The sequence below is a fragment of the Streptomyces sp. NPDC041068 genome (assembly GCF_040647455.1).
Classification (GTDB): domain Bacteria; phylum Actinomycetota; class Actinomycetes; order Streptomycetales; family Streptomycetaceae; genus Streptomyces.
Window position 1 is genome coordinate 26,054 of record NZ_JBEZCG010000007.1, and the last position, 18,349, is coordinate 44,402.

The 18,349-nt window shown below is 71.4% G+C and carries 16 protein-coding genes; 6 read left to right on the forward strand and 10 right to left on the reverse strand.

The window, feature by feature from the left end; all coding sequences use genetic code 11:
• The first annotated feature begins 192 nt into the window (after window positions 1–192).
• The gene (locus AB0B50_RS17190) at window positions 193–2,193 is read left to right on the forward strand and encodes a caspase family protein (protein ID WP_362331776.1); all 2,001 of its coding nucleotides are present in this window, start codon (window positions 193–195) and stop codon (window positions 2,191–2,193) included.
• A 31-nt stretch (window positions 2,194–2,224) separates the two neighbouring features.
• On the opposite strand, the gene AB0B50_RS17195 is transcribed toward AB0B50_RS17190, so the two are convergent.
• The 4 genes from AB0B50_RS17195 to AB0B50_RS17210 all read right to left on the reverse strand — a co-directional run bounded on the left by AB0B50_RS17195 (window position 2,225) and on the right by AB0B50_RS17210 (window position 5,384).
• Window positions 2,225–2,878: an RES family NAD+ phosphorylase gene (locus AB0B50_RS17195; RefSeq protein ID WP_362331779.1), complete on the reverse strand. Its 654-nt coding sequence runs from the start codon at window positions 2,876–2,878 to the stop codon at window positions 2,225–2,227.
• 2 nt (window positions 2,879–2,880) lie between these two features.
• Entirely contained in the window at window positions 2,881–3,555 is a 675-nt protein-coding gene (locus AB0B50_RS17200) for a hypothetical protein (protein ID WP_362331782.1), read from the reverse strand.
• A complete protein-coding gene (locus AB0B50_RS17205; protein WP_362331784.1) occupies window positions 3,552–4,688 on the reverse strand; it encodes a hypothetical protein in 1,137 nt (378 codons plus the stop codon). Before AB0B50_RS17205 ends, AB0B50_RS17200 begins: the two co-directional genes overlap by 4 nt.
• 174 nt (window positions 4,689–4,862) lie before the next feature.
• Window positions 4,863–5,384, reverse strand: coding sequence for an ATP-binding protein (locus tag AB0B50_RS17210; protein ID WP_362331787.1), 522 nt, complete (start codon window positions 5,382–5,384; stop codon window positions 4,863–4,865).
• A gap of 268 nt (window positions 5,385–5,652) precedes the next feature.
• On the opposite strand from AB0B50_RS17210, the gene AB0B50_RS17215 reads away from it, so the two are divergent.
• From AB0B50_RS17215 to AB0B50_RS17225, 3 genes are all read left to right on the forward strand, one after another.
• Window positions 5,653–6,504, forward strand: a complete 852-nt coding sequence (locus AB0B50_RS17215) for a helix-turn-helix transcriptional regulator (RefSeq protein ID WP_362331791.1) — start codon at window positions 5,653–5,655, stop codon at window positions 6,502–6,504.
• 12 nt (window positions 6,505–6,516) lie between these two features.
• Window positions 6,517–6,708 (forward strand): hypothetical protein, encoded by a 192-nt coding sequence (locus tag AB0B50_RS17220; protein ID WP_362331794.1) that lies wholly within the window; start codon window positions 6,517–6,519, stop codon window positions 6,706–6,708.
• A gap of 86 nt (window positions 6,709–6,794) precedes the next feature.
• Window positions 6,795–8,354, forward strand: coding sequence for an alpha/beta hydrolase (locus tag AB0B50_RS17225; protein WP_362331797.1), 1,560 nt, complete (start codon window positions 6,795–6,797; stop codon window positions 8,352–8,354).
• 66 nt (window positions 8,355–8,420) lie between these two features.
• On the opposite strand, the gene AB0B50_RS17230 is transcribed toward AB0B50_RS17225, so the two are convergent.
• The 4 genes from AB0B50_RS17230 to AB0B50_RS17245 form a co-directional block, all read right to left on the reverse strand.
• The gene (locus tag AB0B50_RS17230; protein ID WP_362331800.1) at window positions 8,421–9,911 is read right to left on the reverse strand and encodes a gluconate:H+ symporter; all 1,491 of its coding nucleotides are present in this window, start codon (window positions 9,909–9,911) and stop codon (window positions 8,421–8,423) included.
• A 128-nt stretch (window positions 9,912–10,039) separates the two neighbouring features.
• Window positions 10,040–10,450 carry a RidA family protein gene (locus tag AB0B50_RS17235; protein ID WP_362331803.1) on the reverse strand — a complete coding sequence of 137 codons (411 nt, stop codon included), beginning with the start codon at window positions 10,448–10,450 and terminating at the stop codon, window positions 10,040–10,042.
• 7 nt (window positions 10,451–10,457) lie between these two features.
• On the reverse strand, window positions 10,458–11,234 hold the full coding sequence (locus AB0B50_RS17240; RefSeq protein ID WP_362331806.1) for an IclR family transcriptional regulator: 777 nt from the start codon (window positions 11,232–11,234) through the stop codon (window positions 10,458–10,460).
• The gene (locus AB0B50_RS17245) at window positions 11,231–12,328 is read right to left on the reverse strand and encodes a sugar kinase (RefSeq protein ID WP_362331809.1); all 1,098 of its coding nucleotides are present in this window, start codon (window positions 12,326–12,328) and stop codon (window positions 11,231–11,233) included. The genes AB0B50_RS17240 and AB0B50_RS17245 overlap by 4 nt, the downstream gene beginning before the upstream one ends.
• 128 nt (window positions 12,329–12,456) lie before the next feature.
• Between AB0B50_RS17245 and AB0B50_RS17250 the strand changes: the two genes are divergently transcribed.
• Both AB0B50_RS17250 and AB0B50_RS17255 read left to right on the forward strand, forming a co-directional pair.
• The gene (locus AB0B50_RS17250) at window positions 12,457–13,797 is read left to right on the forward strand and encodes an amino acid deaminase (RefSeq protein ID WP_362331812.1); all 1,341 of its coding nucleotides are present in this window, start codon (window positions 12,457–12,459) and stop codon (window positions 13,795–13,797) included.
• Between the two features lie 404 nt (window positions 13,798–14,201).
• Window positions 14,202–15,818, forward strand: a complete 1,617-nt coding sequence (locus AB0B50_RS17255; protein ID WP_362331815.1) for a D-aminoacylase — start codon at window positions 14,202–14,204, stop codon at window positions 15,816–15,818.
• A 3-nt stretch (window positions 15,819–15,821) separates the two neighbouring features.
• Here the strand turns inward: AB0B50_RS17255 and AB0B50_RS17260 are convergent, their stop codons facing one another.
• Both AB0B50_RS17260 and AB0B50_RS17265 read right to left on the reverse strand, forming a co-directional pair.
• The gene (locus tag AB0B50_RS17260; RefSeq protein WP_362331818.1) at window positions 15,822–16,706 is read right to left on the reverse strand and encodes a serine protease; all 885 of its coding nucleotides are present in this window, start codon (window positions 16,704–16,706) and stop codon (window positions 15,822–15,824) included.
• Between the two features lie 102 nt (window positions 16,707–16,808).
• Window positions 16,809–18,251: a cellulase family glycosylhydrolase gene (locus tag AB0B50_RS17265; RefSeq protein WP_362331821.1), complete on the reverse strand. Its 1,443-nt coding sequence runs from the start codon at window positions 18,249–18,251 to the stop codon at window positions 16,809–16,811.
• Window positions 18,252–18,349: the final 98 nt, after the last annotated feature.

The following is an 18,349-nucleotide window of genomic DNA, read 5'->3' on the forward strand; positions in this document are numbered from 1 at the left end:
GAAGTCGGATGCCGCAGCGTAGCGGGTCGCACACACAGCGTGACCACTGTTCGATGTGCCCAGCGGCGGCTTCCCGCCCGGCGACCGGGAAGGCGCGCCCCGGATGCGCCTTATACCAGGGCGTGTTCGTGAGGACCGTTCGACTTCGTGAGGACGGGGCCATCAGGAGGTGTCCGCTGTCAGACTCTCGCCATGGCGAAGACCGTGGGGAAAACCCTGGGGAAGATCTACGCGCTCATGGTGGCGATCAACGACTATCCGGAACGGACCGCGCCCCCACTCACCGGATGCGTCAACGACGTCACGGAGGCCGCCCGGCTGCTCGCGGACCGTACGGGCGGCACGAGCGGTACAGGCGGCACGGCGCACGTACGGGTGCTGCTGAACGCGGAGGCCACGGCCGCCGCCGTCGCGGACGCGATCGAGCGGCACCTGGGCGCGGCGGGCCCCGACGACACGGCGCTGCTCTGGTTCTCCGGGCACGGCACGCAGTCGCGGGCGACGGGCGCGGATCTGCTCGTCGAGGCCACGGGCCGCAACCAGGCCCTCGTCTGCGTGGACGGCCCGCTGCCGGACAAGCGCCTGGGCGCCCTGCTCGACGCGGTGGCCGCCCGCGGCACGCACACCGCGGCCGTCCTCGACTGCTGCTTCTCCGGAGGTGCGACGCGGGACGCGGAGCTGACCGCGCGTTTCGCGCCGCCGGGGGCGGGGTGGGACCTCGCGGAGCCGAAAGGCCGCCTCGCGGGGGCGCGTGACCCGGTGGTCCCCGACAGCCCCGCCCGTCATGTGCTCCTCGCCGCGAGCAGGCTCAACCAGCTTTCCTACGAGGGGTACTTCGAGGGCCGCAGGCACGGCGCCTTCACCCACGCGCTGCTCGCCGTCCTGCGCGAGGCGGGCCCGGACGCGACGTACCGCAGGCTCCTGGCGGCCGCCGACGCCCGGCTGCAGCGCTCCGGAGGCGGGCAGCAGCCGGTGCTGTACCCGGCGGAGCCCGGTGGCGTGGCGGACCTGCCGTTCCTGGGCGGCGCCGTCGCGCGCACGCCCAGCCCGTACCTGCTGCGGTACGGCGCGCAGGGCTGGGAGGTGGACTGCGGCAGCGGGCACGGGCTGCGGGACGGCACGGGCGCCTCGGGGACGGAGTTCACGGTGCTCGCGGAGTCGGCGGACGGGGCGGCGGGCGGAGCGACGGACGGCGCGGCGGGGGTCCCGGCCGTGCTGCGGGCCAGGACCGTGCACGCCCACCGCACGCTCGTCGACGCCGTGGACTGGACGCCGTCCGCGGGCCGCGTCTACCCGGTGGCTCTCTCGGCGCTCGCGGCTCCTTCGGCGACGGTGACGGCGACGACTTCCACTTCCACGGCCACCGAACAGCCGGATTCCCTGCGGGAGTTGCACGACACTCTCAGCACCGCCTCCCCGCTGCTCCGCGTGGTGACCACCTCCCAGGAGGCCGCGGAACTGCACTTCCGCGTGGAGGTGCGGCAGTCGTCCGCCCATGTGCTGCGCCGCGACGGCACCCCCTTCGTCGATCCGCTGCCGCTGACCGGCCCCGCGGACGCGGCGCGCGTCGCCGACTGCCTCGTCCATCTGACGCGCTGGCACCAGCTGCGGGGCCTCACCTCACGGCCCTCGCCGCTGGACGGCCTGGTCCGCGTGGAGATCGCGCCCTGGGGCGCGCCGGAGGGCGAGCGGCTGCTGCCGGACGGCAGCGGGGAGATCGTCTGCCCCTATACGCACGGGCCCGGCGGACCCGAGTCCCCGCTGGTCTCCATCCGGCTGCACAACCGCTCCGCCGACCGCCCCCTGTGGTGCGTGCTCCTGGACCTGACCGACAGCTACGCCGCCGACCCCGTCCTCTACCCCGGGCACTTCATCGCGCCCGGCGGCACGGGCCACGCTCTGGACGGCGAGCCGGTGCAGCTGTCCCTGCCACGGGACAGGCCCGCCGTGCCGGGCGCGCAGGTACGGGACTGGCTCAAGCTGGTCGTGGCCGAGGGGGAGCTCAATACGCTGCCGTTCCACCTGCCCGCGTGGGACCCGCACGGCACGGGGGCGCGCTCGGACCGGTTCATGGAGCGGGAGGGTGTGCTGCGTCTGCGACCGCACACCGTACGGGAGTTGGGGCCGGTCGGCGGCAGCTCTCCGGGGCGCTGGGCGACGCGCACGATTCCGGTGCGGACGGTGGTTCCGTAAAGAAGGAAGGGAGGAGGACCGTCGAGGCCGCTCAGGGCGCGAGCCGCGCGTGGTACGGCTGCAGGATCGAGTTCAGCCAGTGCTCGCCCTCGTCGGTGTCGAAGTCCACCGTGTCGCCCTCGACGGCCTCGACGGCGCCCCGCGGGCACCGGTCGGCGAAGAGCAGCACCGTGCGGTCGCCCGGCTCCCGTTTCGACGGCCAGACGAAGCCCTGCGCCCAGGGGTCGGTGTGGTCGCGGATCCAGTGCGCCCAGTCGCGCGTGTAGGCGTAGTCGGCCGCCTCCGTCTGCACCAGCCAGCTGTCCTGGTGGACGCCCGCCAGGTCCTGCGCGGTCATCAGGGACACGACGGCCACGTCGGCGGTGAGGCGGAGCGTGCTCAGCCGCCGTCCGCGTACACCCACCCGCGGCACGAGACGCGGGCCGCCCGCCGGGTCGAACGGCAGCGAGCGCAGCAGTGTCTCGCAGACCGCGGCCTCCGGGTTGAGCCCGGCGTAGAGGTAGCCGTACGGGTCGCAGGCCGTGCCGTCGAAGCGGCCGCCGCCGTACAGGCAGTGCGCGGGGCGGGGGTTGAAGTCGGCGGCGGCGCGGCGGGCGGAGTGCACGCGGTGCAGGACGGTGCCGCGCGCCAGGGTGACCTTGGCAGGGCTGCCGGTCAGCTCGTCGGGCGGGCGGTAGTTGGGCACGGCTAGTCCCCCTCCATCAAGAACCGCGCGGTGTCCACGAGTTGGCGGTCGCGTCCGGCGCCGAGCAGGCACGCGGGCGGGGCGCCGAGCCAGGCGTTCTCGGAGAGCCACCAGTCGGCGGCGCCCCACGGGTCGCGGTCGGCGGCCAGAAGTGTATTGACCTCCAGGACGATCAGCCAGGGCATCGCGTCCTCGGAGAACTGGAAGCGCGGCAGTCGTGGCAGGCCGCCGACGCCGGGCAGTCGGATCAGCTCGGGCGCGAACGGGTTGCCGCCGTGCCGCAGGACCGTGTCGGCGTCCAACGCCGGTGCGGCAAGGAGGCGTTCGCGGACCGGGCCGAGTACGGGGCCGACCATGCGGTGCCCGTCGATGAGGAGCACGGCGAGGTCTTCGAAGCGAAATCCTCCGTAGCCGACGTCCTCGTTCTCGGTCTCGGCCTCGGGCATGGCCTCCAGGGTGAGCCGCGCCTCGCCCCCCGCGCCGAACTCGTCCGGCAGCCGCTCCCGCAGCAGGCCCGCCGCCCGGTCGGCGGCGTCCCGCCGGGTGGCTTCGTCGCCGCCCCTGCCCCGTACGATGCCGAGCAGCGCGGCGAGGCGGTCGCGCAGGGGTGGGTCGATGCGGTCGGAAATGCGGTCCCAGAGCGCGGCGGCGGCCGCGAGCACGGCGTACGGATTCACGGATCCCCCCGGTCTGCACGGATTCCACGGTCTGCTCGCACCGCCCTCTCGGTGAGGCCTGCCAGCAGTCTCTCGATGAGGTCGGCCCGCGCGTGGCGGCGTACGACGAAATGGACGTCCCACTCGGCGCCGCGGGCGAGTTCGGCCTCCACGGCCGTCCAGAGCGCGCCGAAGCTCTCCAAGGGCGGGAGTCCGCCGCGGCCCGCACCGAGCAGGGGCAGGCAGATGGAGGTCAGCGGCGGGTCGCAGGCGCGGGACTCCTCGGCGAGGAGCGCGAAGGCTCGGGTCACGCCGCGGGTGACGTCGGCGGGCTGGACGTCGTAGTCGTTGGTCTCGGGCCGCGGCACGGCCACGGCGACGTGGTAGATCCGGCGTACGCCCTGTCCGGCGAGGGCGCCGGACGAGGTGGCGACGACGGTGCCCGGCAGGGCCGCCCGGCCCGGAGTTCCGTTCCGGGCGGCCCACCCCCGTAGCTCGTCGTGGACGTGGTCCTCGACGACTCCCCCCGCCGGGTCCTTGAGGGCGCCGGCCCGCCGCAGGGTCGCCGAGACCGACGACTTGTAGGCGGCGGGCAGCGCGAAGTACGTGTTGGTGGGCGAGACGACGACGTCGACGTCCCGCAGCAGGTCCACGGAGTGGACGTGCACGGTGAGGGTCACGACACGGCCGTGCAGGAACAGCGGGATCGCGCGGTGCGCGGCGGGCAGTGGTGCGGTCGCCGTGGCTGCGGTGTGCGCGGGCGCCCGCCCCGCGAGAGCGACGACCTGCTCGGCGATCTGCCCGAGCACCATCAACTCATGGTGCTTGCGGAACCGTTCGACACTGACCCCGTAGACCTGGGCCGCCCGTCGCCTGCGGTCGGCGGGCGGCCAGTCACGGGTCCCCTGGGCCAGGCCGAGGGTGTACTCGGCGGCGGTCTGGAGGCTGCCTCCCCCGATCCCGAACACGGCGGTCCGCAGCAGCCTCTCGACCGCTCCGCCGGACAACTCGCCGTCCGAGCCGTGGAGTTCATCGGCGATACGGCGCAGCTCCGGCGTATCGATCTCGCGCAGTCTGACGACACCGGCCCGCCGCACCTTCCTCACCTCCTCCAGTACCGATCCGTAGTCGGGCAGGCGAGGAGGGGCTGACATGGCGGCAAGAATCGCACCGCATGACCCTCATCACAAGCCCGTTCGGCTCTTCCTCCACCTCCCATTGGACAGGAGGGGCAGGGCGAACTCGGGTCGCGGGCGGGGCAGTTACTGGTCGCGGTCCGGCACGCTGGCGAGTTCGCCGCACCGCCCGGGCCGGAGGCGCGCTTCGCCTCAGAAGGCCGTTACACACGGGTCGACACCGGCCGCGTACGACACGCCTCCGGCGTACGGCACGGTCGCCCACATCCGCGTCCCGCCACCCGGCTCCCTCGCCTCCCCGAAGCCCCAGTCCCCCTCGCACGCCCGCGCCACGCACGCGAGCAGCCGCAGGGCCGCGCGGCGGCGGGCGTCGCAGGCCGCGGTGAGGCGTGGGTGGGTGTGGCGGGGGTGACTGTCGTAGACGATGACGCGGAGGGTTCCCTCGCGGAAGCGGAGGGAGAGGTAGATCTCGGCCGTTGCGCTGAACTGGCATGCGGTCGCGGCGAGTTCGGCCACGAGCTGCGCCGCAGGGGCGACCAGGACGGCAAGGCCATGCGCGGTGAGCACCGTGCGGGTCGCCGCGCGGGCGATCGCGGGGGACGTGAGGGCCGAGGGCAGCGTGAGGCTGTACGCGAGGGTGTCGGGGGTGGGGGCGGAGTGGTCGCCCCGGGTGGGGCAGATCGCCGGGGTGGCCTGATCGACGGGTGTGGACATACGGAACTCCTTCGGAGCGAGCGGGTGTTGTCCTGACCTCGGCCGTCGGTGGCTCGTCTCCCTGACGCGGGCCGCGCCCCTCCCAGGGCAGGAGGTTGCGGGCAGGCTCGCGCGATGCACTGCCAACTGCCGTGTGTAGCTTGTGCGTTACTGAATGTACTGGGGTAGGGGCCTAATTTGGCCCTCTCAAGTGGAAGTTACGCCCGTTCGTGGCCTGATCGCACACGTACACGGCAGACTGCAGGAACCGCACGCGGAGGGGAACGGCATGGCAGCAAGGACATCGCCCACGGAGCGCCAGAAGCGCCTGGGCGCCGAGATTCGGAGGATGCGCACGTCAGCAGGCGTATCCGCCGAGTACGCGGCCGGGCTGCTCGGCGTGGACCGGGGAAAGATCTCCCACATAGAGTCCGGGGTTCGTGCCATCAGCCCGGAGAGGCTGCGCACACTGGCCTGCAACTGCGAGTGCCGGGACCAGGTGTACGTCGACGCCTTGGCGGACATGGCCCAACCGGGGCAACGAAGCTGGTGGGACAAGTATCGCGGCTCCCTCCCCCAAGGACTTTTGGACATCGCCGAGTTGGAGGCACACGCCGTACGCATGCGAGCCGCTTACTCCATGCACATTCCCGGCCTGCTCCAGACCTCGGACCATGCGCTGGCCCTGTTCCGTGTCGTGATCCCTGAACTTCCACAACACGAGGTCGCCCTACGGCTCGCTCATCGTGTGGAGCGCCAGCAGATCCTCGAAGGCGCCAGCTCGCCCCAGTTCGTCGCCCTCGTCCACGAGGCCGCGCTGCGCATGCAGTTCGGCGGCCGGGACGTGGCCCGCGCCCAACTCAACCACCTACTGAAGAGCTCCGAGCAGACCAACGTGACGCTGCTGGTCATCCCCTTCGAAGCCGGAGCCTTCCCCGGAGCCGGGCAGACGGTGCTGTACGCAGAGGGCCCCGTGCCACAGCTCGACACCGTGCAGATCGACAACTCCCACGGGCCCGACTTCCTGCACGCCGAGGGCCAGTTGGCCAAGTACCGGGCCCATTTGGACTGGATGGAGAACGTCGCGCTGTCCCCCGAGGACTCGCGCAAATTCATCCGCACCATCGCCAGCCAACTCTAAGGAGACGTTCCGATGCCCGACATCAACTGGGAAGACCCCTTCTGCGGCGAGGGAAACTCCTGCTTCCGGCTCGGCACCGACACCACCGGCAACGCCTACATCGCCATCGCCGGACAGGAGGACCGTTACCTCACCGACTCCACCGAAGCCCTCCGCACCCTCATCCGCGACATCAAGGCAGGCAAGGCGGACCACCTCCTCTAGCGCGCCCGTGGCGGGGGTAGCCCCATCGGAAGTGGGGGGACAGCCGTAGTGAGCGGGGGCCGTTGTTCCACTTAGCGTCTGACGGTATGAGACACATACGGAACGTCGGCCTCGTCCTCGCCGCCTGCCTCGGCGCGGCCCCCGCCGCGACTGCCGCGACCGGCACGGCGACCGCCGCCCCGGCCAAGTCCGCCTCCGGGCTCGACCGTTACTACGACCAGCGCCTGGGCTGGGGCGACTGCGCCAAGAACTCGGACGACACCATGGGCCGCGACCTGGACAAGGCAGGCGTGCAGTGCGCGGACGTCACCGTGCCGCTCGACTACTCCGAGCCCCGGGGCCGTACGATCACCGTCGCGATATCCCGGCTCAAGGCCACCGACACCCGCCACCGCATCGGCTCGATCCTGCTGAACAACGGCGGCCCCGGCAACGGCGCCGTCCAGTCCCCGCCGGAGTTCCACGCGTGGATGAAGAAGACGGGTCCGCGGTACGACATCGTCGGCTTCGACCCGCGCTTCGTCGGCCGCAGCACCCCGCTGGACTGCGGCTGGAACGTCGGCACGAATCTCTTCTCGGCGGGTCTGGGCCGGGCGAGCTTCGAGCGCCAGGTCGCGCTCCACAAGGACCTGGCCGCCAAGTGCCGCGCCACCAACGCCGACGTGCTGCCGCACGTGAGCACCCGCAACACGGCCCGCGACATGGACGTCATCCGCGGCGCGCTCGGCGAGAGGAAGATCTCCTACTTCGGCTACTCGTACGGCACTTACCTCGGCACCGTCTACACCCAGATGTTCCCCGGCCGCACCGACCGCATGGTCCTCGACGGCGCCATCGACCCGCGCAAGTTCGGCCCCCGGCTACTGAAGGAGGCCGTCGGCGAGAACGAGCGGGCGCTCGCCGACTGGGCCACCTGGGCCGCCGCCCGGAACGACACCTACCACCTCGGCCGCACCCGCGCCCAGGTCCTCGCCACCATCGACCGGATCATCAAGAGGTCCGCGCGCGGCCCGCTGACCGTCGGCACAGCCCCGGACACCTTCCGGCTCGACGACACCCAGGTCCCGTTCGTCCTCCTCGCCGGGCTCGACAGCGACACCGACACCTCCCGGGCGTCCCTCGGCGAGCACGTGTCCGTACTGAACAAGGCCGCGGCCGGGCGGCCGACCACGCTCTCGCCGCAGTTCACCGGGCTCCTGCGGCTCGCGACGACCGGCGAGCAGTCGAACATGGGCAGTTCGCAGACCGCGGTCATCTGCGGGGACAGGGCGGCCCCGCGCGACCCGGAGGTCTACTGGCGGGACATCCGGCGCGGCCGCGCCACGTACCCGCGCTTCGGCGCGATGAACAACAACATCGGCCCGTGCGCCTTCTGGGACCGGCCCCGTGAGAGGCCCACCGAGGTGAAGCACGACGCCAAGGCGATGATCGTGTCCGCCACCGGCGACCCGCGCACCCCGCACAAGGGCGCCGTCGCCCTGCACGGCCTGCTGCCGAGCTCCAAGCTGATCACCGTCGAGGGCGCCAACCGGCACGCGATCTACGGTCTCTACGAGAACGCCTGCGTCGACCACCAGGTCAACCGCTACCTGGCCACCGGCAAGCTGCCCACCAAGGACCGGGCCTGCTCCCGGCAGGCCGGCTAGGGCCACGCGGTTCGGCCGCACCCCTTCGGGGCGCGGCCGAACCGCAGCGGACTTCACCGAGTCCGCTCAGACGAACAGACTCACCACCGCGGCCACCGCGAACCCGGCGACCGAAAGCACCGACTCCAGGACCGTCCACGTCTTCAACGTGTCCCGCTCGCTGATCCCGAAGTACTTCGCGACCATCCAGAAGCCGCCGTCGTTTACGTGCGAGGCGAAGATGGAGCCCGCCGAGATGGCCATGATGACCAGGGCCACGAAGGCCTGGGAGTAGTCGCCCTCGGAGAGGAGCGGGGCCACGATGCCCGCCGTCGTGACGATCGCGACCGTCGCCGAGCCCTGGGCCACCCGCAGGATCAGGGAGAGCAGGTAGGCGAGGACGATGATCGGGAGGCCCACGTCCTGGAAGGTGTCCGAGATGGCGTCCGCCACGCCGCTCGCCTTGAGGATCGCGCCGAAGATTCCGCCCGCGCCGACGACCAGGAGGATGTTGCCGACCGGCTTCAGGGACGAAGTCGACACCGTCTCAAGGGACTTGCGGGACCAGCCGCGGCGGATGCCGAGCAGGTAGTAGGCCATGAGCAGGGCGATCGTCAGGGCCACGAAGGGGCTGCCGAAGAACTCGATGACCGAGCGGAACGTCGAGGGGTCGAAGGCGATCGAGGAGAACGTGGCCAGGAGGATCAGGAGCAGCGGGGTGCCGATGATCGTGAAGACCGTGGCCAGCGGCACCGGCTTCTCCTGCGGGGTCACGCCTGCCGCACGCTGCTCGGCGACGACCGCCGCCTTCGCCTCGTCCGCGGCCTCGACCATGTCCTGCGGCACGGGTACGAAGATGCGCTTGCCGATCCAGGCCGAGAAGACCCAGGCCGCGAGCACCGCCGGGATGCCGCAGACGATGCCCATGAGGATGACCCAGCCGAGGTCCACCTTCAACAGGCCCGCCGCGGCCACCGGACCCGGGTGCGGGGGCAGGAACGCGTGGGTCATCGAGAGGCCCGCGAGCAGCGGCAGGCAGTAGAGGAGGATCGACTTGCCGGAGCGCTTGGCCGCGGCGTACACGATCGGCGCCAGGACGAAGATGCCGACGTCGAAGAAGACGGGGATACCGAAGATCAGACCCGTCAGACCCATGGCCAGGGGCGCGCGCTTCTCACCGAAGAGGCCGAGCAGCCTGGACGCCAACACCTCGGCCCCGCCCGACACTTCGAGGATCGCGCCGAGCATCGTACCGAGGCCGATGATGATCGCCACATGGCCGAGGATGCCGCCCATGCCCGATTCGATGACCGAGACGGCGTCGGACTTCTGGACCGTGCCGAAGAGTTCGGTGACGGAGAGGCCGGCCGAGAGGCCGACGACTATGGAGACCGCGAGCAGCGCCACGAAGGGCTGCAGCCTGACCTTGATGATCAGGAAGAGCAGGAGCACGATGCCGAGCGCGGCGACCGTCAACAGGCCTGCCGTGCCGTCGATCAGGGTGAGGATTCCGCCGGTGTGGGGTGGCGCCTCGGCGGCGGGGGCGGCCGCGAGCGCCGCGAAGGGGGACGGGGACATCTTTGACCTCGTAAGTGCATGGGGCTTTCGGGGCAGGGGGGATCGCGGCACGGCGCCCCGGGAGTGGAGGGCGCCGCGCCGTGACGACGAACGGCTTGCTGGAGGGAGATCAGTTCAGCGGGTGCGCGTCAGCTCAGGACGGCGAGCGCGTCGATCTCGATGAGGAGGCCCTTGGGCAGGCCCACGTACACGGTGGTACGGGCGGAGGCCGGGGCCTTCAGACCCTGCTCCTCGAAGTACTCGTTGTAGATCTGGTTCATCTCGGCGAAGTGGTCCACGTCCGTGAGGTAGACGCGCATCATCATCACGTCGTCCCAGGTGGCGCCGCCCTCTTCGAGGATCGCCTTGACGTTGGCGAAGGTCTGCAGGGTCTGCTCGCGCAGGGTGGGACCGGCCGGGGTCGGGGCCTTGCCCTCCTCCGCCGGGAGGAAGCCGACCTGGCCCGCGACCTGAAGGATGTTGCCCTTCTTCACGCCGTGGGAGAACTTCGCGGGCGGGGTGGTGTGGGTGGCCGGGGTGAGAGCGATCTTGTCGGTCATGGGCTGATCAGGCTTCCTTGAGAGGGGCGGTTTTTTCGTCGGGCACTGCTCCCGAGTACTCCCTGCTGATGGCGTCCGCCGTGCGGCGGACCAGCGGGAGGAGAGTGAGGAGTTCCTCGGCCGTGACGACGACGTTCGGCGCGGAGACCGACATGGCGGCGACGACACGGCCGTCCGCACCGCGGATGGGGGCCCCGATGCAGTTGATGGACTCCTCGTGGCCACCGAGGTCGGTGGCCCAGCCCTGTTCGCGCACCTTCTCCAACTCCCGCATGAAGGCTGCGGCGTTGGGCGTCGAACGGGACGTGTAGGTGGGGTAGTCGAGCTTCTCCGCGATGGCGCGGCGCTCGGCTTCCGGGAAGTCGGAGAGCAGCAGCTTCGCCACGGCGGCGACCGTGATGGCCACCGGCTTGCCGATGCGCGAGTACATCCGCACCGGGTAGCGGCTCTCGACCTTGTCGATGTAGACGACCTCCTGCTCCTCGTAGACGGCGAGGTGGACCGTGTGGCCGCACTTCTCGTTGAGGGCGAGGAGGTGGGGGTGGGCGATCTCGCGCACGTCGAGGTTCTCGACGGCCTCCTGGGCGAGCGCGAAGAGGCGCGCGCCGAGGCGGTAGCGCTGGTCGGACTGGCGGAAGACCAGGCCGTGTTCGAGAAGGGTGCGCAGGAGCCGGAGCGCGGTGGACTTGTGGACGCCGAGCCGGTCGGCGACCTGTCCCAGGTCGGCGGGGCCCTCGGCGAGCAGCGGCAGGATCGAGAGCGCGCGGTCGACGGTCTGGCTCATGGGGTACGTACCTCCTCCTCGGCCTCGGTGTCCTCCGGGACGCGTTCCGTCCAGCCGGGGCCGAGACGAAGTGTCTCCCAGGCGGCGTCGTCCAGGGCGGCGAGGCGGTCGGCGTGTGCGAGCGAGTAAGGGTGCCGCGAAGCAGCTCCTTGAGGGGCGGCGGTCGGGTGACGGGTGGGCGGATGGGCGAGGTCACCGGGGACGGTGAGCGCGGCGGCGGCCATCAGGTGGCCGTGCCGCAGGCGGTGCGCGGCGGGCAGGCCGCGCAGGGTGGCGGAGAGGAACCCGGCGGCGAAGGCGTCGCCGGCGCCGACGGGCGCGACGACGTCGACGCGCAGGGCGGCCTGGAAGACGGGGTCGGCGCCGTGCTCGAAGACGGTGGCGCCGCGGCTGCCCTGCTTGACGACGAGCGTCGCGGGCTCGGGCAGCGCGGCGCGGACGGCGTCGGGGCCGCCGGTCACGCCCCAGGCGGCCGCGGCCTCGTCCTCGCCGACGAAGACGAGGTCGGCGCCGCGCGCGAGGTCGAGCAGGACGTCGGGCCCCGCGGCCGCGCCCTTCCACAGCCCGGGGCGGTGGTTGACGTCGAAGGAGACGAGCGGGCCGCGGTCGGCGCTGCGGGCGCAGAGGTGGCGTACGAGATCCAGGCAGTCGGCGGAGAGCGCGGGCGTGATGCCCGACAGGTGCAGGATGCGGCCGGAGGTGAGGGCGTCCTCGTCCACGGATCCCGGCGACATGGCGGAGGCGGCGGAGCCCGCGCGGTAGTAGACGACCTCGTGGGCGTCGGCGTCGCGGTCGTCGGCGGTGCGGAAGTAGATGCCGGTGGGGCGGTGCGGGTCGCGGCCGACGGCGGAGGTGTCCACGCCGTAGCGCGCGATCGTCTCGACGAGGTGGTCGCCGAAGCCGTCGGCGCCGACGCGGCTGACCCAGCGGGCGGAGTGCCCGGCCGCGGCGAGGGCGCAGGCGACGTTCGACTCGGCGCCGCCGATCCCGCGGTCGAAGGAGGGCACGTCGGCGAGGCGGCCCGGCCGTGCGGGCAGGAAGGTGACCATGGATTCGCCGAGCGCCACGACGTCCACTGCTGCCTGTGCGGTCACGATCTTCCAGCCCCTCAACCGACTTACCGGATCCGTTGACCCGGCGTTGGCTCGGATGTTAGACAGCAGTAAGCGACATACGCAATGACTGTTGCACATGCTGCAACGCACTCCTGGAGGAGGCGCCCATGGCCGCCGACAACGCCGTCGAACGTCCCGCCGGTCCCGCCGATCCTGCCGGTCCTGCCGGTCCCGCCGGTCCCGCCGATCGGCTGGCCGCGCTCGCGGACGAGCGGGTCGATCACCGCTTCAAGGGCCTGCCGCCGGACGCCGAGGGGCTGACCGTCGGCGAGCTCGCGGCGCAGCGCAGGAACCTCTTCACGGGCGGCTTCACCACCCCGGTCCTCGCGCTCTCCGCGGAGCGCCTCGAGCACAACCTCGCCCTCATGGAGACGTACGCCGAGCGGCACGGCCTCGCCTTCGCGCCGCACGGCAAGACGTCGATGGCCCCGCAACTCTTCGCCCGCCAACTGGAGCGCGGGGCATGGGGGATCACGCTGGCGGTGCCCCACCAGGTGCGTGTGGCACGGCGGTTCGGGGTGGGCCGGATCTTCCTCGCCAACGAACTCGTCGACGCTGCGGCGCTGCGATGGCTCGCGGGCGAGCTGGACGCCGACCCTTCCTTCCGCTTCATCTGCTACGTCGACTCCGTACGCGGCGTCGACCTGATGCACGCCGCGCTCAGCGAGGCGGGCGCGAGCCGGCCGGTGGACGTGGTGGTGGAGCTGGCCGCGGGCGAGGGCGCGCGGACGGGGGCGCGGACCGAGGCGGAGTGCTTCGAGATCGCCAACGCCGTCGCGGGCGCGGACACGCTGCGGCTCGTGGGCGTCGCCGGGTACGAGGGCGAGGTGCCGGAGGCTTCGCCGGAGCGGGTGACTGCGTGGCTGCGGCGCCTGGTCGCCCTCCTCATCGAGTTCGACAAGGCGGGGCGGTTCGCGGATCTGCCGGAGGTCGTGGTCAGCGCGGGGGGCAGCGCGTGGTTCGACGCGGTGGCCTCGGCGTTCGCGGAGATCCCCGAACTGTCCTTGCCGGTGGTGAAGTTGCTGCGTTCGGGTGCGTACGTCTCTCACGACGACGGTCACTACCGCCACCTGACGCCGTTCAACCGCGTCCCGGAGGAAGGCGCCCTCGAACCGGCCTTCCGGCTGTGGGCGCAGGTGGTCTCGCGTCCCTCCGCGGAGCAGGCGTTCACGAACGCGGGGAAACGGGACGCGGCGTACGACCTCGACCTGCCCGAGGCGCAGGTCGTGCGGCGGGGCGGGGTCGAGCGGGACGCTTCGGGGGTGACGGTCTCGGGCCTCTCCGACCAGCACGGGTGGGTGCGGACGTCATCGGAGTCGGACCTTGCGGTGGGTGACTGGCTGGGCATGGGTCTTTCGCACCCGTGCACGGCGTTCGACAAGTGGCAGCTGATTCCTCTGGTCGAGGCGGACGGAACGGTCACGGATTACATCCGTACGTTCTTCTGACGGGGGCGTCTTGAACGGTGACCTGTCCCGCCGCTCCGCGACGGATCCGGCGCCCAGGTGCCACCCGCTTCCGATCCCCTTGCCGTGAGTGGGTGGCAATCCTGAACCGCCGCTCCGCGACGGACGTCTCCCACCCACCCACCCACCCGATTGCCCCGCAGCACACCGCGGACGAAGGAACCAGGGGCAACCCGCCTCCCGGCTCGCTTTCCGTGAGTGGGTGGCGATTTTGCGTCCGTCGCTCCGCGACGGACGTCTCCCACCCACCCACCCGTTCGCCGCCGACGGCGGACGAGCGCCGCGGGGGCCACCCGCACCCGACGTCGTATGTCGCACGGGTGGTGCGGGTGGGAAAGACAAACCCACAACCGGCCCGCAGCCAAGCGAACAAGAGAGGTACCCCCATGGACCTGGTGATCCGGGACGCACGCGTCATAGACGGCACCGGAGGTGCCTCCTACCGCGCCGACGTCGGCGTACACGAGGGACGGATCACCGAGATCCGCAGAGAGGGCGAAGCCGCCGGGCCCCGCCCCACCGGACAGACCACCCTGGACGCCCAAGGCCTCGCCCTGGCGCCCGGTTTCATCGACATGCACGCCCACAGCGACCTCGCCCTCCTCCGCGACCCCGACCACTCCGCGAAGGCCGCCCAGGGCGTCACCCTGGAAGTCATCGGCCAGGACGGCCTCTCGTACGCCCCCGTCGACGACCGCACCCTCACCCAGGTCCGCCAGGCCATCACCGGCTGGAACGGCGACGGCAGCGACATCGATTTCTCATGGCGCACCGTCGGCGGCTATCTCGACGCCCTGGACACCGCCCACGGCGGCCACGGCATCGCCGTGAACGCCGCCTACCTCATCCCCCAGGGCACCGTCCGCATGTACGCCCTCGGCTGGGACGACCGCCCCGCCACCCCCGACGAGCTCGACCGCATGAAGCAGCTCGTCGCCGAGGGCATGCGGGAAGGCGCCGTCGGCATGTCCTCGGGCCTCACCTACACCCCCGGCATGTACGCCGACGACTCCGAACTCACCGAGCTCTGCAAGGTGGTGGCGCAGCACAACGGCTACTACTGCCCCCACCACCGCAGCTACGGCGCCGGCGCCCTCCAGGCGTACGAGGAGATGGTGAACCTCACCCGCACCGCGCACTGCCCCCTCCACCTCGCCCACGCCACCATGAACTTCGGCGTGAACAAAGGCAAGGCACCGGACCTGCTCGCCCTCCTCGACGACGCCCTCGCCCAGGGCGCCGACATCACCCTGGACACGTACCCCTACACGCCCGGCTGCACCACTCTCGTCGCCATGCTGCCCAGTTGGGCCGGTGAGGGCGGCCCGGACGCCATCCTCGCCCGCCTGAAGGACGAGGGGACCGCCGAGAAGATCCGCCACCACATGGAGGTCATCGGCGCCGACGGCTGTCACGGCGTACCCATCGAGTGGGACACCATCGAGATCTCCGGGGTGAGCGACCCCGGGCTCGCCTCCTGCGTGGGCAAGACGATCGCGCAGTCCGCCGAGATGCGCGGCGAGGCCCCCTGGATCACCGCCCGCCGACTCCTCATCAACGACAACCTCGGCTCGACGATCCTCCAGCACGTAGGCCACGAGGAGAACGTCCAGGCGATCATGCGCCACCGCGTGCACACCGGCGGCAGCGACGGCATCCTGCAAGGCTTCAAGCCGCACCCGCGCGCGTACGGCACGTTCCCGCAGTATCTCGGGCGCTACGCACGGGAGTTGGGCGTGCTGTCACTGGAGGAGACCGTCGCGCACCTCACCTCGCGCCCGGCCGCCCGGCTGCGCCTGCCCGACCGCGGCGTCGTCCGCGAGGGCTACCGCGCCGACCTGGTCCTGTTCGACCCGGAGACGGTCGCCGCGGGGTCGACGTTCGAGGCGCCCCGCACCCTGCCCACCGGCATTCCGCACGTCCTGATCGACGGCCGGTTCGTGATGCGGGACGGCCGGCGCACGGACGTCCTCGCGGGACGCGCCGTACGCCGGACGCCCTGACAACTACCTGCCGGCGGCCGGCCGGGGCAGCTTGCATCCCGGCCGGTTCAGGTCGATCTTGCTGTCGTGGCCGACGCACGGCACGATCCCGTACGTCTGCTGGGCGTAGTTGATGCCCTTGCGCACCGTCACGTTGCCCTTGCGGTCGATCTCACAGGGGTTGTTGAGGGTGCAGCGCTCGCCGCCCCCGTTGCCCGTGTTGTTGACCGCGGTGACCTTGCCGGTCTTGTGGTCGATCACCGGCGAGCCGGACGTGCCGCCGATGGTCCGGCACGCGGGGGTGTAGCGCACGGAGTCCTTCCAGGTCCACTCCCCCTCCTTCATGCGGTACACGAAGCCGTCGATGTTGCAGCTGTAGGTCTTCTTCCAGTAGCCGGAGACGACCGTGATGGCGCGCCCCTTCACCGGGTGGTCGTCCTCCAGGACCAGCGGCTTGATGCCGTACTTCTTGGTGATGTCGCGGTAGCTGCTGGTGAGTTGGTAGATCGTGACGTCGGTGTCCGTCATGGTCGCGTAGGACACCTTGGACGCCTTGAGCGTGGCGACCTCGTTCGCCTTGGCGTCCAGCAGCTTGAAGGTGCGGGTGGACGGCTGGTCGACGATGACCTCGCCCGCCGCGGGGAAACCGGTCTCGATGCAGTGACCGTTGGTCAGGACGAGCGCCGGGTCACTCGGATCCGACGTGGGCGTGCGGACGACGGAGCCGGAACAGTTGCTGAGCGCCACCGTGCCCGCGAAGTCGACCTTCTTGGCCTCGGCGGCCGGGGCCTTTCCGGTCGGGGCCTTCCCGGTCGGCTGGGTGTTGCCCGCGAACGCGGGGGTCGTGCCGGAACCGGCCAGGGCGAGGGCGATCAGTCCGCCCGCGACCACGTAGCTCTTCTTGCCCATCTGTGGAGCCCCCCTCATGACGACGTACGCCTGTCGTGCGTTTGTCAGAGGGCATTCTTGGGGTGCCTGTACAGCCGGACAAGGGGTGGGAACTCTTCCATTTCACGCACGTGGTGTGATGCGGACAGAGTGCGCACCCGGCCCGGAACGAAGCGTGAGGATACGGGACTTGGGGTCCCAGGATCGTTTCTCCCCACCCTCCACCCGGCCGCCCTCGGGGAAGTGCCGCGCGGGCAGGTGGATCTCCGTGTCCCCGCGCATCCCCGCCCGGCCCCGCCAGCTCACCGTCAACGCCTTGTCCGCCGCGTCCCACCGAAAGGTGACCGGATCCCCCGCGATGGCCCGCGGAGAGGGCCGGTCGAGCACGGGCAGCAGCCGGGTCGGCTTCATCCCGGCGTCCCAAGGCGCCCAGGGGCCGGGGTCGTTGGACCAGTAGGCGATGCCCGCCCCCATGTCGTCGGCCATGCGCTGCACCTTCTCGACGTACTCCATGGCACCCGGAAGACCCACGTCGATCCCGAACTCCCCGATGACCACGGGCGCCCCGAGCCGCCGCGCCGTCTTCTCGGTCTGCTCGCGCCAGGCCCGCAGCGTCGCGTCGACCTGCCCCTTGGCGTCGCCCGTGTATCCGCCGCCGAGGTCCATGGGCAGCGGGTAGAGATGCGGCGCGTACGCGATGCGGGCCTCGTCGCCGTCGCCGCGCGGGTCCTCCAGGCGCGGAAGTCCGGTGGCGAAACCCCAGTTGGCGCCGATGGCGGACGGCTCGACGAACAGCCAGTGGCCACGGTCCACGGTGCGGATGGCGTCGATGCAGTCCTGGTAGAGCCGGGCGAGCGGCCCGGACTCGAAGGCGGGCCCCTGGACGCTGCCGCCCCAGGGCTCGTTCATCAGGTCGTACCCGATGACGGTGTCGTCGTCGGCGAAGTGCTCGGCCACCGCGCGCCAGGCCTTGGCGTAGTGCGCGCGCAGATCGCGCCCGTCGCCTTCGACCGTCCCCCAGAAACGGTCGAAGGCGCGGACGGTCCCCGGCTCGGCGTAGCCGAGCTCCCAGGGGTCGGTGGCGGCGGACGTCAACCCGTCCGTCCTGGTGGCCCACTTGGGCGCGCCATTGCCTCCGACCCCTGGCCCGTACAGGTCCTGGTGCATGTCGAGCAGCACGTGATAGCCCCGCTCGCCGTACCACCGCACGCGTTCGGCGACCTGCCGGAGATACGCCGTGTCGTACGTCCCCGGAGACGGCTCGACCTTGCGCCACTGGAGGAGGAAGCGGACGAAGTTCGTGCCGAGGGCGCGGCGTTCGCGCTCGACGTCCTTCTCCTCGATCCACGGCATGCCGTCGGGGGCCTCCTTGGCGCTGCTCGCGGTGGACAGACCGCGCAGCACGAGCGCGCGCCCCTGCCGGTCGGTGATCCACCGGTGGCCGCTCGCGGTGTCGGCGCGCCCGGCCCCCGCCCCCTCGGGCCCGACAGCGACCAGCAGGGCGGCGGCGACGGCGAGCACGACCGCACCGACCGCCCAAGTGCGCCATGCCGCAAGGGATTTCATGGCCGGGATCGTAGATCGCACGACCCTCCGAGCAATAGACCTGAGCATTGTTCACTTTTCTTGCGCCCGCCCCCTGTCGGGCCGCGCCCCGGCGCCCT